Origin of the sequence: Paraburkholderia tuberum STM678, from assembly GCF_902833905.1 — a bacterium.
Taxonomy (GTDB): Bacteria; Pseudomonadota; Gammaproteobacteria; order Burkholderiales; family Burkholderiaceae; genus Paraburkholderia; species Paraburkholderia tuberum.
Window position 1 is genome coordinate 83,382 of record NZ_CADFGP010000015.1, and the last position, 24,707, is coordinate 108,088.

The following is a 24,707-nucleotide window of genomic DNA, read 5'->3' on the forward strand; positions in this document are numbered from 1 at the left end:
GCCCCCGGCGCGTCAGTTCTTCGTACCGAACAACCGGTCGCCCGCGTCGCCCAGGCCCGGCACGATGTACGCATGCTCGTTCAGATGCGAATCGAGCGACGCGATGAACAGCTTGACGTCCGGGTGCGCGTCCTGGAACACCTGCACGCCCTCGGGCGCGGCGACGAGCGCGAGGAACATGATGTTCTCGGCGGCCACGTTGCGGCGCTTGAGCACATCGACCGCGTGCACGGCCGAGTAGCCGGTCGCGACCATCGGATCGCAGAGGATGAACACGCGGTCTTCGAGGTCCGGCAGCCGCACCAGGTATTCGACCGGCCGATGATCCTCCGCGCGATACACGCCGATATGGCCGACGCGCGCCGACGGCACCAGCTCGAGCAGGCCGTCCGACATGCCGACGCCCGCGCGCAGCACCGGCACGATCGCGAGCTTCTTGCCGGCGATCACCGGCGCGTCGATCTCGACGAGCGGCGTGGTGATGCGGCGCGTGGTCATTGGCAGGTTGCGGGTGATTTCGTAGCCCATCAGCAGCGTGATTTCGCGCAGCAGTTCGCGGAACGTGCGCGTCGACGTGTCCCGGTCGCGCATGTGCGACAGCTTGTGCTGGATCAGCGGGTGATCGAGGATGAAGAGATTGGGGAAACGGCTGTCCTGGGTCATGGCGGGCTCGCGCGCGGCGGCAAGGTGGATCGGTTCGGCGCGCTCATCCGTTGGCTCAGTCCGCGCTCGAAGGTCGGACGAACGGTGGAAAAGCGCGCCACCGCGCAAGTTTACCGAAAGAGTACCGCCCGGCGATACCTGAGATTGTAGCGACGCGGCACAGTCCGGCACCGATTCTTCTAGAATCTGGGGAAACTTCGCCAGGAGGGCATACACATGGACATGGGAATCGCAGGACGCCGCGCGCTGGTTTGCGCGGCGAGCAAAGGTCTGGGACGCGGCTGCGCGGAAGCGCTCGCCGCCGAGGGCGTCGACCTGACGATCGTCGCGCGCACCGCCGAAACGCTCGAAGCGACCGCCGAGGCGATCCGCAAGCAGAGCGGCGTCGAGGTGAAGACCGTCGCATGCGACATCACCACGCCTGAAGGGCGCGCGGCCGCGCTCGCGGCCTGCCCGCAGCCGGACATTCTCGTCAACAACGCGGGCGGACCGCCGCCGGGCGATTTCCGCAACTTCACGCACGAGGACTGGATCCGCGCGCTCGAAGCCAACATGCTGACGCCGATCGAGCTGATCCGTCAGACCATCGACACGATGAGCGCGCGCGGCTTCGGGCGCATCGTCAACATCACGAGCTCGGCGGTGAAGGCGCCGATCGACGTCCTCGGTCTGTCGAACGGCGCGCGCTCCGGCCTGACCGGTTTCGTCGCGGGGCTCGCGCGCAAGGTCGCGCCGACCGGCGTGACGATCAACAACCTGCTGCCGGGCCTGTTCGACACCGACCGTATCGCGGTCACGTTCGAGGCGCAGGCGAAGACGCACAACATTTCGATCGACGAAGCGCGCAAGCAGCGCATGAAGACGATCCCCGCCGGCCGCTTCGGTAATCGCGAAGAATTCGGCCGCGCCTGCGCGTTCCTGTGCAGCACGCACGCGGGTTACATCACCGGGCAGAACTGGTTGATCGACGGCGGCGCCTATCCCGGTACGTACTGAGCTGGTACGTACTGAGCAGGCACGTACCGAGCCGCCGCGCGCGAACGACACCCGTCACATCACAACAACGATAGTCACAACGGTTTGAGGAGTCTTACGTCATGAGCACCCGCATTGCGCTGATCGCGCACGATCACAAGAAGGACGACATCGTCAAACTGGCCGGCGAATACGTCGACACGCTCGCGCGCTGCGAGATCGTCGCAACCGGCACGACCGGCGGACGCATCAGCGACGCGCACGGCCTGACGGTCGAGCGCATGCTGTCGGGCCCGCACGGCGGCGACCTGCAGATCGGCGCGCAACTCGCCGAAGGGCGCGTCGACATGGTGATTTTCCTGCGCGACCCGATGACGCCGCAGCCGCACGAGCCGGACATCAACGCGCTAGTGCGCGCGTGCGACGTGCACAACATTCCGTGCGCGACGAACATTTCAACCGCCCGCATGGTGCTCGACGTGCTGACGCTGCGCCTGTCCGGCGAGGCGTGAGCGCGCGCGTCGCCGCATCCACATCCATACAGATGAAGGAGACGTGATGGTCAAGGCAATCCGTTTCGACAAAACCGGCGGCCCCGAAGTCATGAAATGGGTCGACGTCGAGGTGGGCGAGCCCGGCGCGGGCGAGATCCGCATTCGCCAGACGGCGGTCGGCCTCAATTACATCGACGTGTATTTCCGCACCGGTCTGTATCCGCTGCCGCTGCCGGGCGGGCTCGGCATGGAAGCGGCCGGCGAGGTCAGCGCGGTGGGCTCGGGCGTGACCGGTCTGAAGGTCGGCGATCGCGTCGGGTATGTCGCGCGGCCGCCCGGCGCGTATGCGCAGGAGCGCGTGCTGCAGGCCGCGCTGGTCGTCAAGCTGCCCGATGCGATCAGCGACGAGCAGGCCGCGTCGGTGATGCTGCAAGGCTTGACTGCGCAATATCTGCTGCGCCGCACGTATCGCGTGAAGGCCGGTGACACGATCCTCATTCAGGCCGCAGCGGGCGGCGTCGGCCTGCTCGTGTGCCAGTGGGCGAAGGCGCTCGGCGCGACGGTGATCGGCACGGTCGGTTCCGACGAGAAAGCCAAGATCGCGAAAGCGCACGGCTGCGATCACGCGATCGTCTATACGCGCGAGAACTTCACGAAGCGGGTACGCGAGATCACCCACGGCGCGGGCGTGCCGGTCGTCTACGATTCGATCGGCAAGGACACCTTCGAAAAATCGCTCGACTGTCTCGCGCCGCTCGGCCTGTTCGTGAGCTTCGGCAACGCGTCGGGGCCGCTGCCGCCGATCGATTCGTCGGAATTCGCGGGACGCGGCTCGCTGTTCTTTACGCGACCGACGCTCTTCACCTATATGGCGAAACGCAGCGACTACGAGGCGATGTCGGCCGAGCTGTTCGACGTGCTGAGCTCGGGCAAGGTCAAGACCAGCATCAATCAGCGCTATGCGCTGCCGGACGTCGGGCAGGCACATGCGGACCTCGAAGGGCGCCGCACGACGGGGTCGACGATCCTGCTGCCGTAATGAAGTGGCAGCGCGGCCTCGGGCTGCGCTGCACGTCATCCATCAGGGCCGTTTCATCGCGAGATGAAACGGCCTTGTCCGTTTACGCGATTTTTACGCGTTCCCCGCGATCTTTGACCAGCCCTTTAGGCCGATCGGCATACCGTTCTATCCATCCAAAGTCCGTGAATGGAGAACGAGAATGGATGTGCTGTATGTCGGGGGCCTGGCGCTGTTTGCCGTGCTGACCTTTGGGCTGATTGGCGGCTGCGAGAAGCTGATGCAGTTGCGCCGCGGACAAGGAGCGCGCTGATGACCTGGATGCTGTGGCTGGCCGGCGCGTCCACCGCGCTGCTGTTCGTCTATCTCGTGTATGCGCTGCTGCGCGCGGAGGACATTGAATGAACACGAACGATGTCCTGCAAGCGAGTCTTTTTATCGTCGTGCTACTGGCCGCGGCGGTGCCGATGGCGAGCTATCTCGGCGCCGTGATGGACGGCAGTTCGCGCGTGGTGCGCTTCGGCGCGCCGCTCGAACGGCTGCTTTACCGTATCGCGGGCGTCGATCCAGCGGCGGAAATGGGCTGGAGGCACTACGCGGTCGCCACGCTCGCGTTCAACGTGCTCGGCGCGGCGTTCCTGTACGTGCTCTTGCGCGTGCAAGGGTGGCTGCCAGGCAATCCGCAGCAGTTCGGCGCGATGTCGGTCGACAGCGCGTTCAACACCGCGGTCAGCTTCGTGACCAACACCAACTGGCAGGACTACACGCCCGAGCAGACCGTCGGCTATCTGACGCAGATGCTCGGCATGACCGTGCAGAACTTCCTGTCGGCGGCGACCGGCATCGTCGTCGTGTTCGCGTTGATGCGCGGCTTCGCGCGTCATACCGCGCAGACGATCGGCAACTTCTGGGTCGACATCACGCGCGTGACGATGTACGTCCTGCTGCCGATGGCGGCGATCATCGCCGCACTGCTGATGAGTCAGGGCGTGATCCAGAACTTCAAGGCATATCAGGAGGTGCCGACGCTGCAGACCACCACCTACGCCGCGCCGAAGCTCGACGCGCAAGGCAATCCGGTGAAGGACGCGAAGGGCGATCCGGTGATGCTCGACACGCCCGTGAAGACGCAGACCATCGCGATGGGCCCGGTCGCGTCGCAAGAAGCGATCAAGATGCTCGGCACCAACGGCGGCGGCTTCTTCAACGGCAACTCCGCGCATCCGTACGAAAACCCGACGCCGTTCTCGAACTTCGTGCAGATCATCTCGATCCTGATCATCCCGGCGGCGCTCGCGCTCGTGTTCGGCCGCGTGATCGGCGACCGGCGGCAGGGCGTCGCGGTGCTCGCGGCGATGACGATCGCGTTCGGCGTTTGCGTGTTCGGCGAGATCAGCGCCGAGCAGGGCGGCAATCCCGCGTTCACGTCGCTCAACGTCGACCAGTCGGCGAACGCGCTGCAGGCGGGCGGCAATGCAGAGGGCAAGGAAACGCGCTTCGGCATTGCGCAGTCGGGCATCTTCACGGTCGCGACGACGGCGGCTTCGTGCGGCGCGGTCGACAACATGCACGATTCGTTGACGCCGCTCGGCGGCCTGTATCCGATGCTGCTGATCCAACTCGGCGAAGTGATCTTCGGCGGTGTCGGTTCCGGCATGTACGGGATGCTCGTGTTCGCGCTGCTCGCGGTGTTCGTCGCGGGACTGATGATCGGGCGTACTCCTGAATATGTCGGCAAGAAGATCGAGGCCTACGAGATGAAGATGGTGTCGATCGTCGTGCTGCTCACGCCGCTGCTCGTGCTGGTGGGCACCTCGATCGCGGTGCTCAGCGAGGCGGGCAAGGCCGGCATCGCAAACCCCGGCGCACACGGCTTCTCCGAGATCCTCTATGCGTTCAGCTCGGCGGCGAACAACAACGGTAGCGCGTTCGCGGGTCTCACGGTGAATACGCCGTTCTACAACTGGCTCACCGCGATCGCGATGTGGTTCGGCCGCTTCGGCACGATCGTGCCGGTGCTCGCGATCGCCGGTTCGCTCGCCGCGAAGAAGCGCATCGCCGTCACCGGCGGCACGCTGCCGACGCACGGACCGCTGTTCGTCGTGCTGCTGCTCGGCACGGTGCTGCTGGTCGGCGCGCTGACCTACGTCCCGGCGCTCGCGCTCGGTCCCGGCGTCGAGCATCTGATGATGATCGGCGTGCAGTGACCCACGGCAGTGACCCAGGCCGCGAGCCAACGACCGAACAGGCGCTTGCACGCCGCAAGCCTGCAAGCGCCCACGGACATTCGAGGATTCAATGACTGAACATAATGCTACCCGGTCCATGTTCGACCCGGCGCTGCTGCGCCCGGCGATCGTGGACTCCTTTAAAAAGCTCACGCCGCGCACGCAGTTTCGCAACCCGGTGATGTTCTGCGTGTACGTCGGCAGCATTCTGACGACCATTCTGTGGATCGCCGCGCTCGGCGGTCAGGCCGAGGCGCCCGCGGGCTTCATCCTCGCGGTCACGCTATGGCTGTGGTTCACGGTGCTGTTCGCGAACTTCGCGGAGGCGCTCGCCGAAGGCCGCTCGAAAGCGCAGGCCGCGTCGCTGCGCAGCGCGAAGAGAGACGTGATGGCGAAGAAGCTCAACGAGCCGCATCCGAAGTCGCCAATCCGCATCACGACCGCGACCGATCTGCGCCGTGGCGACGTCGTGCTGGTCGAGACCGGCGACGTGATCCCGGCCGACGGCGAAGTAATCGAGGGCGTCGCTTCGGTCGACGAATCGGCGATCACCGGTGAATCGGCGCCGGTGATCCGCGAGTCGGGCGGCGACTTTTCGTCGGTGACGGGCGGCACGCGGGTGCTGTCGGACTGGATCGTCGTGCGCGTCACGGCCAACCCGGGCGAGGCGTTCCTCGACCGCATGATCGCGATGGTCGAAGGCGCGAAGCGTCAGAAGACGCCGAACGAAATCGCGCTCACCATCCTGCTCGTCGCGCTGACCATCGTGATGCTGCTCGCCACCGCGACGCTGCTGCCGTTCTCGATGTTCTCCGTCGAAGCCGCGAAAGCGGGCCACGTGGTGACGATCACCGCGCTCGCCGCGCTGCTCGTGTGTCTGATCCCGACGACGATCGGCGGCCTGTTGTCGGCGATCGGCGTGGCCGGGATGAGCCGCATGATGCAGGCGAACGTGATCGCGACCTCGGGCCGTGCCGTCGAAGCGGCCGGCGACGTCGACGTGCTGCTGCTCGACAAGACCGGCACGATCACGCTCGGCAACCGCCAGGCGTCGCAGTTTCTGCCCGCGCCAGGTCTGACCGAAGAGGCGCTTGCCGATGCCGCGCAGCTGTCGTCGCTCGCCGACGAAACGCCGGAAGGCCGCAGCATCGTCGTGCTCGCGAAGCAGCGCTTCAATATCCGTCAGCGCGATATGGCCTCGCTGCATGCGGTGTTTCTCGCGTTCACCGCGCAGACCCGCATGAGCGGCGTCGATCTGTCTGCGCAAGGGACTCCGTACGGGACTCATGGCCGTGAAATCCGCAAGGGCGCGGCCGATGCGGTCAAGCACTATGTCGAAGCGAACGGCGGCCGTTTCCCGAATGAAGTCAGCAACGCGGTCGCCGATGTCGCGCGACGCGGCAGCACACCGCTGGTGGTCGCCGAGAAAGGCGAGCAGGGCGCGCGCGTGCTCGGCGTGATCGAGTTGAAGGACGTCGTGAAGGGCGGCATCAAGGAGCGCTTCGCCGAGCTGCGCAAGATGGGCATCAAGACCGTGATGGTGACGGGCGACAACCGCCTGACCGCCGCCGCGATCGCGGCTGAAGCGGGCGTCGACGACTTCCTTGCCGAGGCGACACCCGAAACGAAGCTCGCGACGATTCGCGCGCATCAGGCCGAAGGGCGTCTGGTCGCGATGACCGGCGACGGCACCAACGACGCGCCCGCGCTCGCGCAGGCCGACGTCGCGGTCGCGATGAACACCGGCACGCAGGCGGCAAAAGAGGCCGGCAATATGGTCGACCTCGATTCGAATCCGACCAAGCTGATCGAGATCGTCGAGATCGGCAAGCAGATGCTGATGACGCGCGGGTCGTTGACCACGTTCTCGATCGCCAACGACCTCGCCAAGTACTTCGCGATCATCCCGGCCGCGTTCGCGTCGACGTATCCGGCGTTGAACGCGCTGAACGTGATGCATCTCGCAACGCCGACCTCGGCAATCATGTCGGCGGTGATCTTCAACGCGCTGATCATCGTGCTGCTGATTCCGCTGGCGCTGAAGGGCGTGCGATATCGCGCTCTCGGTGCTGCGATCCTGCTGCGCCGCAATCTGCTGATCTATGGCCTTGGCGGGATCATCGTGCCGTTCATCGGCATCAAGCTGATCGATATGGTGCTCGCCGCGTTCGGCTGGGTTTGAGCGCAGTGACCATGTGATGAAAAGGGAAAGAGACCCATCATGAAAAATCTGTTCCGTCCGCTGATCGTGATCTTCGCGGTGCTGACCGCGATCACAGGACTCGCCTATCCCGCCGTGATGACCGCGTTCGGCCAGGCGGCGTTTCACGAACAGGCCAACGGCAGCCTCATCGAGCAGAACGGCAAGGTGGTCGGCTCACAGCTGATCGGCCAGCAGTTTGACGCGCCCCAGTACTTCTGGGGCCGGCTGTCGGCGACGAGCCCGATGCCGTACAACCCGCAAAGCTCGGGCGGCTCGAACCTCGGGCCGAACAACCCCGCGCTGCTCGACGAGATCAAGGGCCGTCTCGCGGCGCTGAAGGCGGCGGGCACCGACATGTCGAAGCCGGTGCCGGTCGATCTGGTCACGTCGTCGGGCAGCGGGCTCGATCCGGAGATCAGTCCGGCCGCGGCCGCGTATCAGCTCGAGCGGGTCGCGCAGGCCCGTCACCTCGCGCCGAACGACGTGCAGGCGCTCGTCGAGCGCTACACGACGGGGCGCCAGTTCGGCGTGCTCGGCGAGCCGCGCGTGAATGTGCTGAAGCTCAATCTCGCGCTCGATGAAATGAAGCGCGGCTGACACTGAACGCATCGACGACGCACCAGCCGCAATTGCGGTTCATCGCTGAAACAGCGGCGTTTCGCGTGGCGCCGCGCCGCCATTTGCGGGCCGGCGCGGGCCGTGCCACCATGCAGACACCGCCGCTCGTACGACTATCAAAACCACTGAGCATGAACCGCCCCGATCCTGACCAACTGCTCGACAAGCTGCAGCGCGACGAAGAAAAACGCCAGCGCGGCCGGCTGAAGGTTTTCTTCGGCGCGTCGGCCGGCGTCGGCAAGACCTATGCGATGCTGCAGGCCGCGAGCCGCCGCCAGCAAGAAGGGGTCGACGTGCTGGTCGGCATCGCCGAAACGCACGGGCGCAGCGAAACCGCCGCGTTGCTCGCGGGGCTCGACGTGCTGCCGCTCGCGCAGATCGAGTATCGCGGCCGCAAGCTCGGCGAGTTCGATCTCGACGCCGCGCTTGCGCGCAAGCCGCAACTGATCCTCGTCGACGAACTCGCGCATTCGAACCTGCAGGGCGCGCGTCATCTGAAACGCTGGCAGGACGTCTACGAACTGCTCGACGCGGGCATCGACGTTTATACGACCGTCAACGTGCAGCATCTGGAGAGCCTGAACGACGTGGTCGGCCAGATCACCGGCATCCGGGTGTGGGAGACCGTGCCCGATCGCGTGTTCGATCATGCCGACGAAGTCACGCTCGTCGATCTGCCGGCCGAGGAACTGCTCGACCGCATGCGCGACGGCAAGGTCTACATGGCGCAGCAGGCCGAGCGCGCGGTGCGCAACTTCTTTCGCAAGGGCAACCTGATCGCGCTGCGCGAACTCGCGCTGCGCCGCACCGCCGATCGGGTCGACGCGCAGATGCGCGAGTACCGCGCCGATCGTTCGATCCAGCGTATCTGGCAGGCGCGCGAGCGGCTGCTGGTGTGTGTCGGTCCCGGTCCCGAAGCGCCGGCGCTGGTGCGCTCGGCGGCGCGCCTCGCCGCGAGCCTGAGGGCCGACTGGCTCGCGGTCTATGTCGAAACGCCCGCGTTGCAGCGCCTGCCCGACGCGCGCCGCGAACGCACGTTGAACGCGCTGAAGCTCGCCGCCGAGCTCGGCGCGGAAACCGCGACGCTCGCCGCCAGCGATGCGCTCGACGCGTTGATCGGTTACGCGCAGGCGCGCAACGTATCGAAGCTGGTGGCGGGCGCATCGTCGCGCACGGGCGCGAGCCGCTGGCTGCGCCGGCCGCTGGGCGAGCGCATCGCCGAGAAGAGCGGCGATCTCGATCTCACGCTGATTCGCGTGTCGTCGGAGCGCGACGGCGGCGAGCAGCGGCGGCTGTTGAACACGACCGCGAACGCGTGGCGCGAGGCGTTGAGCGCGGCCCGCGAGCGTCGCTCGCCGCCGCGCGCGTACGCGTTCGCGCTCGCGATCGGCGCGGCGATCACGTTGCTGTCGAGCCGGTTGATCGTCCGCATCGATCTGACCAACCTCGTGATGCTGTATCTGCTCGGCGTGATCTTCACCGCGGTGAAGCTCGGGCGCGGGCCCGGTGTCGTGCTGTCGTTCGCGAGCGTCGCCGCGTTCGATTTCTTCTTCGTACCGCCGCGCATGTCGCTGTCGGTCTCCGACACGCAATACCTGCTGACGTTCTTCGGCATGCTGCTGACCTCGCTCGTGATCAGCCATCTAACTTCGAGCCTGCGCCACGAGGCGAGCGTCGCGCGACGCCGCGAGCAGCGCACCGGCGCGATGTACGAGATGGCGCGCGAGCTCGCCGCGGCGCTCGCGACCGAGCAGATCGTCGGCATCGGCACCCGGCACGTGAGCGAGGTGTTCGGCGCGCGTGTGGCGATCCTGCTGCCCGACAGCGCCGACCAGATCAAACAGAAGATCGAGGACCCCGACGCGGCGATCACGCTCGAAGGCGACGCGCTCGATCTCGACGTCGGCCAGTGGGTCTACGATCAGCAGAAGCCGGCCGGCCACGGCACCGATACGCTGCCGGCCGCCGCGGCGCTGTATCTGCCGCTGAAGGCGCCGATGCGCACGCGCGGCGTGCTCGCGGTGGTCGTGCGTGACGAGCGCGAGCTGACCGTGCCCGAACAGCGCCGCATGCTCGATGCGTTCGCCGCGCAGATCGCGCTCGCGCTCGAACGGGTGCACTACGTCGATATCGCGCGCGATGCGCTCGTCAACATGGAGTCGGAGCGGCTGCGCAATTCGCTGCTGTCGGCGATTTCGCACGATCTGCGCACGCCGCTGACGACGATCGTCGGGTTTTCGTCGATGCTCGCGCAGGGGCGGCAGGCGGGGCAGGGGCGGACAGAAGGCGAGGTGAATGCTTCTTTGCGGACCGACGCGCAATCCGCCGCGCGGCGTGACGACGAACTCGTCGACGCAATCCACGAAGAAGCGCTGCGCATGACCGGCATCGTCACGAATCTGCTCGACATGGCGCGCTTGCAGGCCGGCAGCCTGCAACTGAACCAGCAATGGACGCTGCTCGAGGAGACCGTCGGCGCCGCGCTGCGCGCGTGCAAGCGTGTGCTCGCGGATCATCCGGTGCGGGTTACGCTGCCCGCCGATCTGCCGCTGCTGCATCTCGACGCGGTGTTGATGGAGCGCCTGTTCTCGAACTTGTTCGAGAACGCGGCCAAATACACGGCGTCCGGCACGCCGCTCGCGATCGGCGCGCAGCAGATCGACGCGGACGGCACGCCGTTCGTGCGCATCACGATCGACGACAACGGCCCCGGCCTGCCCGCCGGCATGGAAGCGCGCGTGTTCGAGAAGTTCACGCGCGGCGAGAAGGAGTCGGCGAAACCAGGCATCGGCCTTGGGCTCGCGATCTGCCGCGCGATCGTCGAGGCGCACGGCGGTACAATCGGCGCGCTCAACCGGCTGGCCACGGATGGCCACGTCGAGGGCGCGCGCTTCTGGTTCACGCTGCCGGTCAAGACGCCGCCCGACGCACCCGAGACTTTTGATACGCTCGAAGACGAAGGCGCAGCCACCGACACCGACTCCGCCGCCGACCTCAACCCGCTAACCCGCCCCGCCCATGAGTGACCTGAGCATCACCGTCGTTCTGATCGAAGACGAGAAGCAGATTCGCCGCTTCGTGCGCACGGCGCTCGAAGGCGAGGGCATCGCCGTGTACGACGCCGAGACCGGCAAGCAGGGGCTCGTCGAAGCGGCGACGCGCAAGCCCGATCTCGTGATCGTCGATCTGGGCCTGCCCGACACCGACGGCCTCGACGTGATCCGCGAGCTGCGCGGCTGGAGCGAGCTGCCGGTGATCGTGCTGTCGGCGCGTACCCAGGAAAGCGAAAAGGTCGCCGCGCTCGACGCCGGCGCCGACGATTACCTGACCAAGCCGTTCGGCGTGTCCGAGTTGCTTGCGCGGATCCGCGCGCATCTGCGGCGGCGCAATCACGGCGGCGCGAACGAATCGCCGCAGGTGCGCTTCGGTGCGGTCACCGTCGACCTCGCGCTGCGCCAGGTTACGCGCGACGGCGCCGCGGTCCATCTGACGCCCATCGAATACCGGCTGCTCGCGACGCTCGTGCGCCATGCGGGCCGCGTGCTCACGCACCGGCAGTTGCTGCGCGAGGTGTGGGGGCCGTCACACGTCGAGAGTCACCACTATCTGCGCATCTACATGGCGCATCTGCGCGGCAAGCTCGAGCGCGATCCGGCGCAGCCGGAGCATATCGTCACGGAGACGGGCGTCGGGTACCGGCTGGTGGGTGCGGTGTGAGTTCGTCCGCGATGCCGCTTCGTTATAATCTCCCGACGTAAGGACGACCTTGCGCCTGCATCAATCATCGGGGACGGCCCCATTTTTCATGGAGCTGTGTCGATGTCCTGGTTTCTTCTCCTGATTGCCGGTCTGCTCGAAGTCGCGTGGGCGGCCGGTCTCAAAACTTCCGAAGGTTTCACCCGCTTGTGGCCGTCCGTCTTCACGGTCGTGACCGCGCTCGGCAGCTTCGTGCTGCTCGCGCTCGCGATGCGCCAGTTGCCGCTCGGCACAGCCTATGCTGTTTGGACAGGGATCGGCGCGGTCGGCGCGTTCATCTTCGGCGTCGTGATGATGGGCGAGGCGTTGACGGTCGCGCGCGTCGCCAGTGCGTCGCTGATCGTGATCGGCCTCGTCGGGCTGAAGCTGTCGTCGGGGCACTGACCGGGCGGCCACGTCCGCTCGGGGCGCGGCCGCCATTGCCTGCAAGCCACAGCGAAGGCTTCGCGGCTCTACGTTCTGCGAATTATCGTAGCTATAATGAGACAGAAACGACCTTGAGATTGCCCGCGGCCAGGCTGGCGCGGCCAGCCTGGCGAGCCTGATGGCTTCGGCGCGGAACGCCCGCTCGTTCCCGCCGCGGCGCCTGGCACGCACTGAGCGCGCGGAGGCGGCCATGCTTGAATCACTTTCACTTGCAGCGGGCCTTTCATGGGGCAGCGGTCTGCGCCTCTATCTGACGGTCCTCCTGGCCGGCGTGTTCGAACGTCTTGGCCTGATTCACTTGCCGAACACATTGTCCGCGCTGTCATCGCCATGGGTGATCGGTGCGGCGGCCGTGCTGACGCTGGCCGAATTCCTCGCCGACAAGATCCCCGCGTTCGATTCGCTGTGGGATGCGATCCACACCTTCATCCGCATTCCGGCCGGCGCCGTGCTGGCCGCCGGCGCGCTCGGCCACGCCGATCCGACGCTGCTGAGCGTTGCCGCGCTCGCGGGCGGCACGCTCGCCGGCACCGCGCATCTCGCGAAGGCGGGCACGCGCGCGCTGATCAACCTGTCGCCGGAGCCGGTGTCGAACGTCGTCACGTCGACCGCCGAGGACGGCCTCGTGGTCGGCGGCGTACTGCTTGCGCTGTTCGTGCCGCTCGTGTTTCTGGTCTTGATGGTAGGCTTCCTGCTGCTCGCGGCGTGGGCATTGCCGCGATTGTGGCGTGGCGTGCAGGGCGGTTTTCGCGGCATGGCCACGCACATGGTGTCGCGATTTGCGAGGAGCAGGCACGATTGAGCGAAGCACTACCAGGATCCAAGGCGGGTTCAAGAACGCGCGCCGACACGAGACCGGCGCGGCGGCTTGGCGGCATCGATCTGTTGCGCCAGGCCATGCGGATGACGGCGCGCGACTGGCGCGCGGGCGAACTGACGATGTTGCTGCTCGCGCTCGTGCTGGCGGTCGCGGCGTTGTCGAGCGTCGGGTTTCTGGGCGATCGGCTGCATCAGGGGCTCGAGCGCGATGCGCGGCGCATGATCGCCGCCGACTTCATCGTGCGCGCCGATCATCCGGTCGATCCGCAATTCGCCGCCGAGGCGCACGCCTTGGGCCTGCGCACCGCCACCACGGCGATCTTTCCCAGCATGATCAATTCGACCGGCGCGCAGCCGGCGACGCGGCTCGCCGCCGTCAAGGCGGTGTCGCCCGGCTATCCGTTGCGCGGCGCGCTGCGCATCGCGGCGGCGCCGGGTGCGGCCGATCATGCGGCGACGTCGATTCCGGCGCCGGGCACCGTGTGGGTCGACCGGCAGTTGCTCGACGCGCTGAAGCTGAAGATCGGCGATGCGGTGAAGCTCGGCAATCGCAACTTCACGGTCGGCGCGCTGATCACGCGCGAGCTCGATCGCGGCTTCTCGTTCGTCAACTTTTCGCCGCGCCTGATGCTGAATGCCGCTGACGTACCGTCGACGGGCCTGATCACCTATGGCAGCCGCGTCACGTACCGGCTGCTGGTCGCCGGTTCAGACGAGGCGGTCGCGCGCTTCGCGCAGTTTGCGCATGAGCGCGTCGACGGCGGCAAGATGCGCGGCGTCGCACTCGAGTCGCTGCAGGACGGCCAGCCGCAGGTGCGTCAGACGCTCGATCGCGCGGGCCATTTCCTGACGCTCGTGTCGCTGTTGACCGCGCTGCTTGCGGCCGTCGCGATCGCGATGGCCGCGCACCGCTATATGCGCCGGCATCTCGACGGCTGCGCGGCGATGCGCTGTCTCGGCGTGAGCCAGGCCGCGCTGCGTGCGCTGTTCACGCTCGAATTCGTCGGGCTGGGCGTACTCGGCGGCGTGCTCGGCGTGGCGCTCGGTTATCTCGGGCATCTCGCGCTGCTGACGTGGCTCGGCGGCCTGATCGACGTGGTGCTGCCGCAGCCGACGCTGTGGCCCGCGCTCGAAGGCATCGCGGCCGGCCTCGTGCTGCTGCTCGGCTTCGCGCTGCCGCCGCTGTTGCCGCTCACGCGCGTGCCGCCGGTGCGCGTGCTGCGGCGTGAATGGGGCGAGGAGGGACGCACTGCGTGGGCCGCCTACGCGGTCGGCATCGTGCTGTTCGCGGGGCTGCTGATACTCGCCGCGGGGGAATTGAAGCTCGGGGGCATCGTCGCGGGTGGATTCGCGGGCGGGCTGCTGGTGTTCGCCGGCATCGCGCGGCTCGCGTTGTGGGGCGCGGCGCGCGTGGTGCGCAGCGAGCGCGTCAATGCGGGCATCGGCTGGCGCTATGCGCTGGCGTCGCTCGAGCGGCGCAGCAGTACCAGCACGCTGCAGATCACCGCGCTCGGCATCGGCCTGATGTGCCTGCTGCTGATCGCGATGACGCGCAACGACCTCGTGCAGGGCTGGCGCAAATCGACCCCGCCCGATGCGCCCAACGAGTTCATCATCGACATCCAGCCCGATCAGCGCGACGCGGTCACGCAGTATCTGGACGCGCACGGCATCGCCGGCGCGGCGCTGTCGCCAATGGTGCGCGGGCGGCTCGTCGCGATCAACGGTAAGGCGGTCGATCCGGATTCGTTCAAGGGCGAGGATGCGCGGCGACTGGTCGACCGCGAGTTCAACCTGTCCTACACGACGCAACTGCCCGACGACAACCGGATCGCCGCGGGAACCTGGTTCGGCGAGACGACGAAGCCGCAGATCTCGATCGAGCAGGGTCTCGCGAAGCTGATCAACGTGAAGCCCGGCGACGTGCTGCGCTTCGACGTGACGGGGCTGACTGTCGAGGCGCCGGTGACGAGCGTGCGCAAGCTCGACTGGGGTTCTTTCAAGGTCAACTTCTTCGTGCTGATGCCGCCGGCTTCGTTACAGGATTTTCCGGCGACGTTCATCACGAGCTTCCATCTGCCGGTGGACAAACAGTCGACGATCGATGGCCTGATCGCCGCGTATCCCAATCTGACCGCGATCGATACCGGCCCGATCCTCGCGCAGGTGCAGCGCGTGTTGCAGCAGGTGATCGGCGCGGTGCAATTCCTGTTTGCGTTCACGCTCGCGGCCGGCGTGCTGGTGCTATACGCGGCGCTCGCCGGCACGCGCGACGAGCGTATGCGAGAATCCGCGCTGCTGCGTGCGCTGGGCGCATCGCATCGTCAGGTGCGGTCGGTGCAGGTGTCCGAATTCGTCGCGGTCGGCGCGCTTGCCGGCCTGATGGCGGCGCTCGGCGCGCAGATCGTCGGCTCGATGCTGGCCACGCACGTGTTCGAGTTTTATCTGGACTTCGATCCGTGGCTGCTGCCGGCGGGCATTGCGGCCGGCATCGCGTGTGCCGGTGTCGGCGGGTGGCTGAGTTTGCGGCATGTGTTGGCGCGGCCGGCGCTGCAGTCGCTGCGCGACGCGTGAGTTTTCCTGGTGATGTCTTTTTGCTGTTGAGCAGGGTATGAGCGATTTGAACGACGAAGTGTCCTCGGACAAGCCGACGGCCTTCGAACTGGTGGGCGGCGAGTCGCGGGTGCGCGACCTGGTCGACCGGTTTTACGACCTGATGGATCTCGAGGCGGATTTCGCCGGGATTCGCGCGCTGCATCCGGCGTCGCTCGAGGGTTCGCGCGACAAGCTGTTCTGGTTTTTGTGCGGCTGGCTCGGCGGTCCCGATCATTACATCGGCCGCTTTGGCCATCCCCGTCTGCGCGCGCGGCATCTGCCGTTCGCGATCGCGTCGAGCGAGCGTGACCAGTGGTTGAGGTGCATGGCATGGGCGATGGAGGATGTCGGCTTGCCGGAACCGCTGCGCGAGCGCCTGCTCGGCTCGTTCTTCGAAACCGCCGACTGGATGCGCAACCGCAATGGCTGACACGCCGCCGCACGCCACCTCGGCACCGTACTCGGTCGAAGCCGACTATGCGGCGCTTGCGCCGCGGGCGCGCGAGGTTCTCGACTGCTGGTTCGGCGCGCCGGGCACGCCGGAGCGCGGCACGGAGCGCAAGTTCTGGTTCAAGCGCGATGACGCCGTCGATACGATGCTGCGCGAACGTTTCGGTAACCTGATCGATGCGGCGAACGCGGGTGAGCTCGACGCATGGCAGAGCACGCCGTTGGGTGCGTTGGCGCTCGTCATCGTGCTGGACCAGTTTTCCCGCAACTGCCATCGCAATACGCCGCGCGCCTTCTCGACCGACGGCAAGGCGCTGCAAACCGCGCAACGGATCATCGCGAGCGGCGCCGATCGGCTGTTGCCGGACGTGCAGCATCGCGCGTTCGCGTATCTGCCGTTCGAGCACGATGAAACGCTCGCGAGCCAGCAGGAGTCGCTGCGTCTGTTCAAACAGCTTGCGGCGGAGCCGGGCGGTGACGGCTACTATCAGTACGCGCTGCGCCACGCGAAAGCGATTGAACGATTTGGCCGCTTTCCACATCGCAACGGGTTGCTCGGACGTGAATCGAGCGACGAGGAGATCGCGTTCCTGCGCGAGCCCGGTTCGTCGTTCTGAATCGACGCGGACGCGCGCGCGAGACACTCGGCCGGCGCGACGCGTTGCGCGGCTCTACTCGTCGCCGTGCAGCTTGCCCGCCATCGGCGTGCGCACGAAGACGCGCAACAGCTCATCCGAATCGCCCGGTCGCGCACCGGACCAGAATAGCCGCCATTCGCCGGCCGGCGGCCGCGCGTTGTCGCGGCGGCTTTCCTCGATCAGCCAGGTGCAGGCGGTCGTGCGCGGATCTTCGCTCGGCTGATGCACGATGCCCGTGTAGTAGAAGAGCATCGGCGCTTCGGATTCGCCGAGTCCGGAGCTTGCCATGCAGTCGCCGTCGTTCCATTCGATATCCATCTTCGCGCCGAGGTCCCGGAACACCGAGCGGTAGCTTTTCGCGTAGTCGAGCCACGGCAGCAACAGCGTGCTGACGAGCCCCCAGACGAGCATCGCGCCCGCGCACCAGCTGAGCGCGCCGCGCCATTTGCCCGCGTACTTGAACGACGGCAGCAGCCACAGCCAGCCGATCGTCAGCAGCAGCGCGCCGACGATCAGCGCGGGCGAAATCGGCAGCACCCAGTCGAGCGGCAGCCAGCGGCCGAGCAGATGCAGCGACGCATGCGTGTTCGCGGGGGTCGTCATGATCGACCAGACGATCCACACGAGCGCGGCCGCGCTGCCGAACAGCACTCGGCTAGTCATATCCCAGCCGGTATGCAGGTGCGCCGGCAAACGTTCGACGCCCTGCATCGCGACCAGCGCGAGCGGCGCGATGAACGGCAGGATGTATAGCTCGCGAACCGTCGCCGAGCTTTGCAGCACCGCGAAACCGATACCCGCGAACAGCACCGGCAACGCGACGCGCGGATCGCGCCAGCGCCGCCATGCGCCACCGGCGAGCGCGGCCAGCGCGAGCGGTACGACCGGAAAGCCGACGCTCAGCACGGTGCGCAGCACGAACAGGTGGCTCTCGTTTTCGGAGCCGAGTTCGGCGACCGAAAAACCGAAGAAACGCCCGACGTTGTTATCCCACAGCCACACCTTGAAGAGTGCCTCTGAGCGCAGGTAGAAGCAGATCGGCCAGATCAGCGTGAACGGCGCGCAGACGAGCGCGGCGAGGCCGAGCGCGCCGGCGAAGCCGCGGCTGCGGCATGCGGGATAGAGCAGCAGCGCCGCGCAGGTGGTGGCGCCGAACACGAGCGGTACGAACAGCCCCTTGGCGAGCAGCGACACGCCGACGCCCGCGCCGAACATCGTCGCGCCGCTGATGATCGCGTGACGCCGCTCGCGGGCATCGAGCGGTTTGATCTGCCGGGTGGCTTGCGAGTGCATCGGTAAATACGACGCGGCGCGCGGGTCGTCACACAGATGCACGAGTACGAGTTCGAACAGTCCGCAAAAGCCGAGCGCGGCGCCGGCCATCAGCGCGACGTCGGTCATCATGTCGTGCACGTGCTTGACGACGACGAGCGTGCCGCCGAACAGCGCGAGCGTGCCGATCACGCGCAGGTCGAACCAGCTCGACGCAGCGACCGCGCGACGCGCGACGCGCGCGGTGTAATACACCGTCAGGCCCGCGAACAGCGCGCTCGCGAGCCGTGCCGCATCGTGCAGCGGCAGATAGCGGCCGAACATCCACGCGAGGCCCGTGGCGACCCAATCGTAGATCGGCGGCTTTTCGACGAAGGGCTGGCCGGCATTGGTCGGCACGACGAGGTCGCCGGTATCGAGCATGTGCTGGACGATGCCGAATGTGTAGGTTTCGTCCTGCTTCCACGGTTCGTGGCCGAGAATGCCGGGGGCCAGCCACGCGCACAGGATCGCCAGCGCGACCAGCCACAGCAGCGGGCGGATCGCCGCGAGCGCGCGCCAACGCTGCAGGCCGCGCGTTGCGCGGTCGGCAGAAACGGCGGAGCCCGATGGATGGGCGGTGTCGGCGCTGTATACCGCTGCGGCCGAAGCCGCGGGGTCCCCGGCCGCCGGCTGGCTCTGCGCGCCGGCAAACGGGTGCGCGGTGCTGGCGGAAAGCGAAGCCTCGTGCGCGCCACCTGCTGGAGCGGCCGAGGTCGGGGCCGTCGCGTTGGCACTGTGCGCGCGCCAGCGCGTGGACTGCTTGTGTTGCATGGAAGTCTCTGGTCAGCGTACGCGGCGGCGTTGGCCTCGTACTTATGCTTTGCTTACGTCGCCTGCAGATGCATACGATCTGGTCGATTGTAGCGCCGCATTATTACTGAAGATTACACACGAACGAACGCGCGCGCATTCGATGCGCGGCTGTGCCGGTTTCATGAGAAATCGACCAGGGTTCGTGGGGAAAGAGGAGAGGGGGAGCGGGCTGGAAAGGCGCGCCGTAGTGGGCCGCGCCAGGTGTTTAAGGCTTGCGCCGCGTTGCGTGCGGCGTTCGCTCAGCGGCCGCCGGCGACGTCGAACAGCGCGCCCGTCACGTACGACGACGCGTCGCTGAGCAGCCACACGATGGCCTCGGCGACTTCGTCGGCGCGGCCGGGGCGGCCGAGCGGCGTGGTCGCGCCCAGTTGCGCGGCGCGCTCGGGCTTGCCGCCGCTCGCATGGATCTCGGTGTCGATCAGGCCCGGACGCACCGCGTTCACGCGCACGCCCTGCGGGCCGAGTTCTTTCGCGAGGCCGAGCGTCATCGTGTCGATTGCGCCTTTCGACCCCGCATAGTCGACGTATTCGTTCGGCGAACCGAGCCGCGCCGCCGCCGACGAAACATTGACGATCGCGCCGCCCGCGCCGCCGCGCTGGGTCGACATGCGCCGTGCCGCTTCCCGTGCGCACAGATAGGCGCCGAGCACGTTGACGTCGAACATGCGTTTCAGACGCGCAAAGTCCATATCGGCGAGCTGGCTCGACGGCGCGACGATGCCCGCGTTGTTGACGAGCGCATCGATGCGGCCGAAGGATTGCTGCAGCGTATCGAACATGCCGGTCACGTCGGCTTCGTTCGCGACATCGCCGGCGATCGGCACCGCGCGGCCGCCCGCGTGTTCGACCTCTGCGACCGTCTGCTGCGCGGCGGCGAGGTCATGCACGTAGTTCACGCCGACGCACCAGCCGCGCGCGCCAAGCAGACGCGCGGTGGCACGGCCAATGCCGCGGCTGCCGCCGGTGATCAGAACAGCTTTCGTCATCGCAACCTCGTCGTTCGGGTGGTGCGTGCGCGGCGCGCTTCGCTCGGGTTCGGCGGACCCGGGATTCAGATCGCGTCGCTTTGGACCGCCGCCCATTTGTCGCGCGCGGGCGGCGCGTAGCGTTGCAGCTTGTCGATCAACGCGAGCGGATCGGCGTCGATCTGCAGCATGTCGAGATAGGTCTTGCGCATGAAGCCTTCGTCGACCGTGTGCTGAAGCAGGTCGATCAGCGGCGCGTAGAAGCCGTCGGTGTTCAGGAGTGCAACCGGTTTGCCGTGGTAGCCGAGCTGCGCCCACGTGAAGACCTCGAACAGCTCCTCGAGCGTGCCCGCGCCGCCGGGCATCGCGACGAACGCATCGGACAGCTCGGCCATCATCTTCTTGCGATGATGCATGTCGGGCACCACGTGCAGTTCGGTCAGGCCGTTATGCCCCACTTCCTTGCTGACGAGCAGCTCGGGAATCACGCCGATAGCGCGGCCGCCTTCGGCCATCACGGTATCGGCGATCACGCCCATCAGCCCCACCTTGCCGCCGCCATAGACGAGCGCGAGATCGGCCTCGACCAGCGCACGGCCGAACGCGCGCGCCGCCTGCGCATACAACGGTTTGGCTCCCATCGAGGAGCCGCAATAGACACACACCGACTTCATGCTCAACTGTCCTTCGATTCGTTGCGAGGCGCGGCGCCTTCACGCGGCGGCAGGTAGTCGTAGAACTCGCGCTTGGGCAGCCTGCCCGATACGAGATCGTCGAACAGCTGCCGCGAACGGCCGCGCAGGTAGGGCGCCATCAGCGAGACGATCTGCACGCTGACCTGATGCAGCTCTTCGCGGATCGCTTCCTGCTCGTTGTATTTGCGCGGATTCATCACGAACTGATATGACAGCCAGTACGTGCCGATCACGCCGACGTTGGTGGCGATCACCTGCATTTCCTGCGGTGTCGCGACCATTTCGCCGTCGGCGACGAGCTGTTCGCAGAACTGGCTCGCGAAGCGCACCTTATGGCTGATGATCTGCTTGAAGTGCGTCTCGAGCGTGCGGTTGCGCGCGAGCAGGTCGTTCAGGTCGCGGTACAGGAAGCGGTAGCGCCACGTGAAATCGACCATGTACTGCAGATACGACCACATCTCGTCGATGGTCGCGCGATGGTCGTCGGGGAAACGCAGACGCTTCTCGATCTCCTGCTCGAACTGGCTGAAGATGCTGTTGATGATGTCGTCTTTGTTGCGGAAGTGGTAGTACAGGTTGCCTGGGCTGATTTCCATTTCCTCGGCGATCGTCGTCGTCGTGACGTTCGGCTCGCCGATTTCGTTGAACAGCTTCAACGACAGTTCGAGAATCCGTTCGCGCGTGCGGCGGGGAGGTTTGGCTTCCATGTCGTCCGGCCCTGGTTATGCCGGGCTGGGCGCGTGGCGGCGTGCCGCTGCTGCGTGTTCCACCCGGATGCGGTTGGTATATTGAGCTCTCCCGAACCCGCCGACACGCGGCGGGCCCCCCGAAAGGGCAGGATGAGGCGAGGCGCGGATCCGTTTGCGCGAGCGCTTTCCTGTGAGACCGTCAAACGATTATAAACCGAGCGTTCTAATCCCCAACCGCCCGCGCGGATTTTCATCCTGTGGGGCGTGGCCAAGCGTGCGCTTCAACCCGCATCGAACCTCAAAGCCACGCGCGAACCCAGCCGACGACCAGCGGCCCGACGATGACTCCCCACGTCATCACACACATGCCGAGCGCGACCATCACGGCCGCACTGCCGAGATCCTTCGCGCGGCGCGACAACTCGTGACGTTCGAGCGAGATCCGGTCGATTGCCGCTTCGACGCTCGAATTGAGCAGCTCGACGATCAGCACGAGCAGTACCGAGCCGAGCAGCAACACGCGCGACACGGGATCGACGGGCACCACGAGGCCGCACGGAATCAGGATCGCGGCCAACGTGAGTTCCTGACGAAACGCGCTTTCCTCGCGAATCGCAACGCGAAAACCGGCCAGCGAGTTTTTCATCGCGTGCCATGCGCGCGTGAGGCCGCGGTTGCCTTTGTAGGGGTTGAAGGGCAGCGGGGCGAGCGGGTCGTCGGGGCTGAGCGGTTCGTTGGGGGCGTCGTGGCTTGAGTCGCGAGTCGTGTCCTGGGTGGCGTCAGGTTGCACGCCACCCGCGACGCTGGCGCCGCCGGTCATGGTCCTCGCGCCGTTCACCCGATGCACGGTATCCGCATGCCCGGTCATACCCGGCTCGCGTACGTCGTCGAACGGTTCGATGCTGGTGGTGTCGCGGGTAGACTCGACGGCGCGCAGTGCGCCGTTCGACGCGCCTTCGGCGCTGGATCGACTGCTTCGCATGGATGGCTCCGCGCGCCGCATCACGCAGCGGCGCTTTCCTCACGATACGCTGTGTCGCGCAGCGGCTTCAGATGCGCGGCGAATTGTGCGGACGCCGCTGCCCACGAGAAGCGCTCGGCCCATGCGCGCGCATGCGACCGATCGATCTTCAGTGCCTCCAGACACGCTTCGCGCAGATCCTCGTGCATTGCACCGGCGCCGCCGTCGCCGAGCACGTCGATCGGGCCGGTGACCGGATAAGCGGCCACCGGCGTGCCGCATGCGAGCGCTTCGAGCAGCACGAGTCCGAACGTGTCGGTGCGGCTCGGAAACACGAAGACGTCGGCGGCCGCGTAGACCTTCGCGAGTTCGGCCTGCGACAGCACGCCCAGATAGTTGACCTGCGGATAGCGCGACTTCAGTTCGGCGAGCGCCGGACCTTCGCCCGCGACCCACTTCGAGCCGGGCAGGTCGAGCTGCAAGAATGCCTCGACGTTCTTCTCGACCGCCACGCGTCCCACGTACAGGAAGATCGGCCGCGCGGTGTTGAGCACCTTCGAGTCAATCGGACGGAAGATTTCGAGATCGACGCCGCGCGTCCACAGCACGACGTTCGTGAAGCCGAACTTCTCGAGGTCCTGCTTGACGACGGGGGTCGGCGCCATTACCGCGAGCGACGGCTTGTGGAACCAGTGCAGAAACCTGTAGGTCGCCGCGAGCGGGATGCGAAAGCGCGCCTGCACGTACTCGGGAAAGCGCGTGTGATACGCGGTCGTGAACGGCAGCTTGTGGTCGAGCGCATACGCGCGCGCGGCCATGCCCAGCGGACCTTCGGTCGCGATGTGCAACGCGTCGGGCGCGAAACGGCCGATGCGCTCGCGCAGCCGGCGGCGCGGCAGCAACGACAGGCGTATCTCCGGGTAAGTCGGGCACGGGATGGTGCGGAATTCGAGCGGAGTCAGCAGATCGACCTGATGGCCGAGCGCGGTGAGTTCGCGCCGGGTGTTCTTCAGCGTGCGTACGACACCGTTGACCTGCGGCTCCCATGCGTCGGTGACGATCATGATCTTCATCGCGTTGTTCATCGCTGCGGGCCCTGTGGAAGTGGAGAGTGGAAGTGCTCAGGCAGTGGCGCGGGCTTTTTGCGTGCCCGCCTGGGGCGCGCGAAGCGCAGTCCAGAAGATCACCTTGAGCTCGCCTTCATAAGTCTCGACGAGCGCCGACAGGCTCTCGACCCAATCGCCATCGTTGCAATAGAGCACGCCATCGATCTCGCGCATCTCGGCCTTGTGGATGTGGCCGCAGACGACGCCGTCGCAGCCGCGGCGACGCGCTTCGTCGGTCATTACGCGTTCGAACGACGAGATGAAGTTGACCGCGTTCTTGACCTGATGCTTCAGGTATTGCGACAGCGACCAGTACGGAAATCCGAGCTTGCTGCGAATGCGGTTGAACCAGCGGTTCAGCACGAGGATCATCGTGTACAGCGTGTCGCCGAGATAGGCGAGCCATTTCGCGTGCTGGATCACGCCGTCGAACAGATCGCCGTGCACGATCCACAGCCGCTTGCCGGCGAGCGTCGTGTGGAACGCTTCGCCGCGTACGTGGATGTCGCCGAACGCGAGGTCGCAGAACTGGCGCGCGGCTTCGTCGTGATTGCCGGGCACGTAGATGACCTGAGTGCCTTTGCGCGCTTTGCGCAGCACTTTCTGCACGACGTCGTTGTGCGCCTGCGGCCAGTACCAGCCTTTCTTCAACTGCCAGCCGTCGATGATGTCGCCGACGAGGTACAGGTACTCCGATTCGTTGTGGCGCAGGAAGTCGAGCAGATATCCCGCCTGGCAGCCGCTCGAGCCGAGATGGATATCCGAGAGCCAGATCGTGCGATAGCGATGCGGATCGTCGTGTCCGTCATCGGGATGATCGGCGCGGGCATCGAGTGATGGCGTCGCGGGCAGCGGCAGGCCGTGTTGAGTAGAACCCGGGGCGGGCCGGAACGCGACGGGGTCGACGCTCGGTCCGGTTTGACGAAACAGGGAAGTCGCGGACGTATTGGGGTCCATGGCTCACGCGTCGAGTGGCGGTGCCCGTATTGGGCCGGGTGCGCGTGACTGCGGCGTGACAGTCATGAGAAGTTCTTATTACGGAGGGGCCTTGGCGGGGCCTGTTTTTTCGTTGTTCTGGCTTTGTTGGCCTTTCCTTGTTGTCTTATCGGTCTATTAGCGTTGCCCCTGTGCGGGGCGGCACCTACTTTCTTTGCTGCTGCAAAGAAAGTAGGCAAAGAAGACAGCTCAAACCGCAAACTTTTAAGCGGGTCCCCTTGCTTGGAGGGGGTAGTGGTGCATCTGGAATCCGGGCCCCCGCACATTCCCCCGTTCGTGACAAAG

The 24,707-nt window shown here is 66.4% G+C and carries 23 protein-coding genes; 15 read left to right on the forward strand and 8 right to left on the reverse strand.

Annotated elements, in window-relative coordinates:
• Positions 1-12: 12 nt before the first annotated feature.
• Positions 13-663 (reverse strand): uracil phosphoribosyltransferase, encoded by a 651-nt coding sequence (gene upp, locus HWY30_RS15450; protein ID WP_026225693.1) that lies wholly within the window; start codon positions 661-663, stop codon positions 13-15.
• Between the two features lie 216 nt (positions 664-879).
• Between upp and HWY30_RS15455 the strand changes: the two genes are divergently transcribed.
• From HWY30_RS15455 to HWY30_RS15525, 15 genes are all read left to right on the forward strand, one after another.
• Positions 880-1,659 (forward strand): SDR family oxidoreductase, encoded by a 780-nt coding sequence (locus tag HWY30_RS15455; RefSeq protein WP_090803723.1) that lies wholly within the window; start codon positions 880-882, stop codon positions 1,657-1,659.
• A 101-nt stretch (positions 1,660-1,760) separates the two neighbouring features.
• Positions 1,761-2,150 carry a methylglyoxal synthase gene (locus HWY30_RS15460; protein WP_013088898.1) on the forward strand — a complete coding sequence of 130 codons (390 nt, stop codon included), beginning with the start codon at positions 1,761-1,763 and terminating at the stop codon, positions 2,148-2,150.
• 46 nt (positions 2,151-2,196) lie between these two features.
• Positions 2,197-3,171 carry a quinone oxidoreductase family protein gene (locus HWY30_RS15465; protein WP_090803725.1) on the forward strand — a complete coding sequence of 325 codons (975 nt, stop codon included), beginning with the start codon at positions 2,197-2,199 and terminating at the stop codon, positions 3,169-3,171.
• Between the two features lie 181 nt (positions 3,172-3,352).
• Entirely contained in the window at positions 3,353-3,463 is a 111-nt protein-coding gene (locus HWY30_RS15470) for a hypothetical protein (protein ID WP_018431541.1), read from the forward strand.
• Positions 3,463-3,555, forward strand: a complete 93-nt coding sequence (gene kdpF, locus HWY30_RS15475; protein ID WP_013088901.1) for a K(+)-transporting ATPase subunit F — start codon at positions 3,463-3,465, stop codon at positions 3,553-3,555. The genes HWY30_RS15470 and kdpF overlap by 1 nt, the downstream gene beginning before the upstream one ends.
• Entirely contained in the window at positions 3,552-5,357 is a 1,806-nt protein-coding gene (gene kdpA / locus HWY30_RS15480; RefSeq protein WP_090803726.1) for a potassium-transporting ATPase subunit KdpA, read from the forward strand. Before kdpF ends, kdpA begins: the two co-directional genes overlap by 4 nt.
• Positions 5,358-5,448: 91 nt before the next feature.
• Entirely contained in the window at positions 5,449-7,560 is a 2,112-nt protein-coding gene (gene kdpB / locus HWY30_RS15485) for a potassium-transporting ATPase subunit KdpB (protein ID WP_090803728.1), read from the forward strand.
• A 39-nt stretch (positions 7,561-7,599) separates the two neighbouring features.
• Positions 7,600-8,178, forward strand: coding sequence for a potassium-transporting ATPase subunit KdpC (gene kdpC, locus HWY30_RS15490; RefSeq protein WP_090803729.1), 579 nt, complete (start codon positions 7,600-7,602; stop codon positions 8,176-8,178).
• Positions 8,179-8,330: 152 nt separating this feature from the next.
• Entirely contained in the window at positions 8,331-11,225 is a 2,895-nt protein-coding gene (locus tag HWY30_RS15495) for a DUF4118 domain-containing protein (protein ID WP_090803731.1), read from the forward strand.
• Positions 11,218-11,916: a two-component system response regulator KdpE gene (gene kdpE, locus HWY30_RS15500; protein WP_090803733.1), complete on the forward strand. Its 699-nt coding sequence runs from the start codon at positions 11,218-11,220 to the stop codon at positions 11,914-11,916. Before HWY30_RS15495 ends, kdpE begins: the two co-directional genes overlap by 8 nt.
• Positions 11,917-12,018: 102 nt before the next feature.
• Positions 12,019-12,339, forward strand: a complete 321-nt coding sequence (sugE, locus tag HWY30_RS15505) for a quaternary ammonium compound efflux SMR transporter SugE (protein WP_090805648.1) — start codon at positions 12,019-12,021, stop codon at positions 12,337-12,339.
• Positions 12,340-12,571: 232 nt separating this feature from the next.
• Positions 12,572-13,183 (forward strand): DUF4126 domain-containing protein, encoded by a 612-nt coding sequence (locus HWY30_RS15510; protein WP_090805650.1) that lies wholly within the window; start codon positions 12,572-12,574, stop codon positions 13,181-13,183.
• Positions 13,184-13,284: 101 nt separating this feature from the next.
• Complete coding sequence (locus tag HWY30_RS15515; protein WP_090803734.1) at positions 13,285-15,774, forward strand: ABC transporter permease; 2,490 nt, start codon at positions 13,285-13,287, stop codon at positions 15,772-15,774.
• A gap of 37 nt (positions 15,775-15,811) precedes the next feature.
• Entirely contained in the window at positions 15,812-16,225 is a 414-nt protein-coding gene (locus HWY30_RS15520; RefSeq protein ID WP_090803736.1) for a group II truncated hemoglobin, read from the forward strand.
• Entirely contained in the window at positions 16,218-16,862 is a 645-nt protein-coding gene (locus tag HWY30_RS15525) for a DUF924 family protein (protein ID WP_090803737.1), read from the forward strand. Before HWY30_RS15520 ends, HWY30_RS15525 begins: the two co-directional genes overlap by 8 nt.
• A 54-nt stretch (positions 16,863-16,916) precedes the next feature.
• Here the strand turns inward: HWY30_RS15525 and HWY30_RS15530 are convergent, their stop codons facing one another.
• The 7 genes from HWY30_RS15530 to HWY30_RS15560 form a co-directional block, all read right to left on the reverse strand.
• A complete protein-coding gene (locus HWY30_RS15530; protein WP_090803739.1) occupies positions 16,917-18,968 on the reverse strand; it encodes an ArnT family glycosyltransferase in 2,052 nt (683 codons plus the stop codon).
• Positions 18,969-19,249: 281 nt separating this feature from the next.
• Complete coding sequence (locus tag HWY30_RS15535; RefSeq protein ID WP_090805651.1) at positions 19,250-19,996, reverse strand: SDR family oxidoreductase; 747 nt, start codon at positions 19,994-19,996, stop codon at positions 19,250-19,252.
• Positions 19,997-20,061: 65 nt separating this feature from the next.
• The gene (locus HWY30_RS15540) at positions 20,062-20,649 is read right to left on the reverse strand and encodes an LOG family protein (RefSeq protein WP_090803740.1); all 588 of its coding nucleotides are present in this window, start codon (positions 20,647-20,649) and stop codon (positions 20,062-20,064) included.
• 2 nt (positions 20,650-20,651) lie between these two features.
• Positions 20,652-21,377, reverse strand: a complete 726-nt coding sequence (locus HWY30_RS15545) for a TetR/AcrR family transcriptional regulator (RefSeq protein WP_090803741.1) — start codon at positions 21,375-21,377, stop codon at positions 20,652-20,654.
• Between the two features lie 280 nt (positions 21,378-21,657).
• Positions 21,658-22,341, reverse strand: a complete 684-nt coding sequence (locus HWY30_RS15550) for a diacylglycerol kinase (protein WP_090805653.1) — start codon at positions 22,339-22,341, stop codon at positions 21,658-21,660.
• A 20-nt stretch (positions 22,342-22,361) separates the two neighbouring features.
• On the reverse strand, positions 22,362-23,393 hold the full coding sequence (locus HWY30_RS15555; protein ID WP_090805654.1) for a glycosyltransferase family 4 protein: 1,032 nt from the start codon (positions 23,391-23,393) through the stop codon (positions 22,362-22,364).
• Positions 23,394-23,441: 48 nt separating this feature from the next.
• Entirely contained in the window at positions 23,442-24,383 is a 942-nt protein-coding gene (locus tag HWY30_RS15560; RefSeq protein ID WP_090803742.1) for a UDP-2,3-diacylglucosamine diphosphatase, read from the reverse strand.
• Positions 24,384-24,707 lie beyond the last annotated feature (324 nt).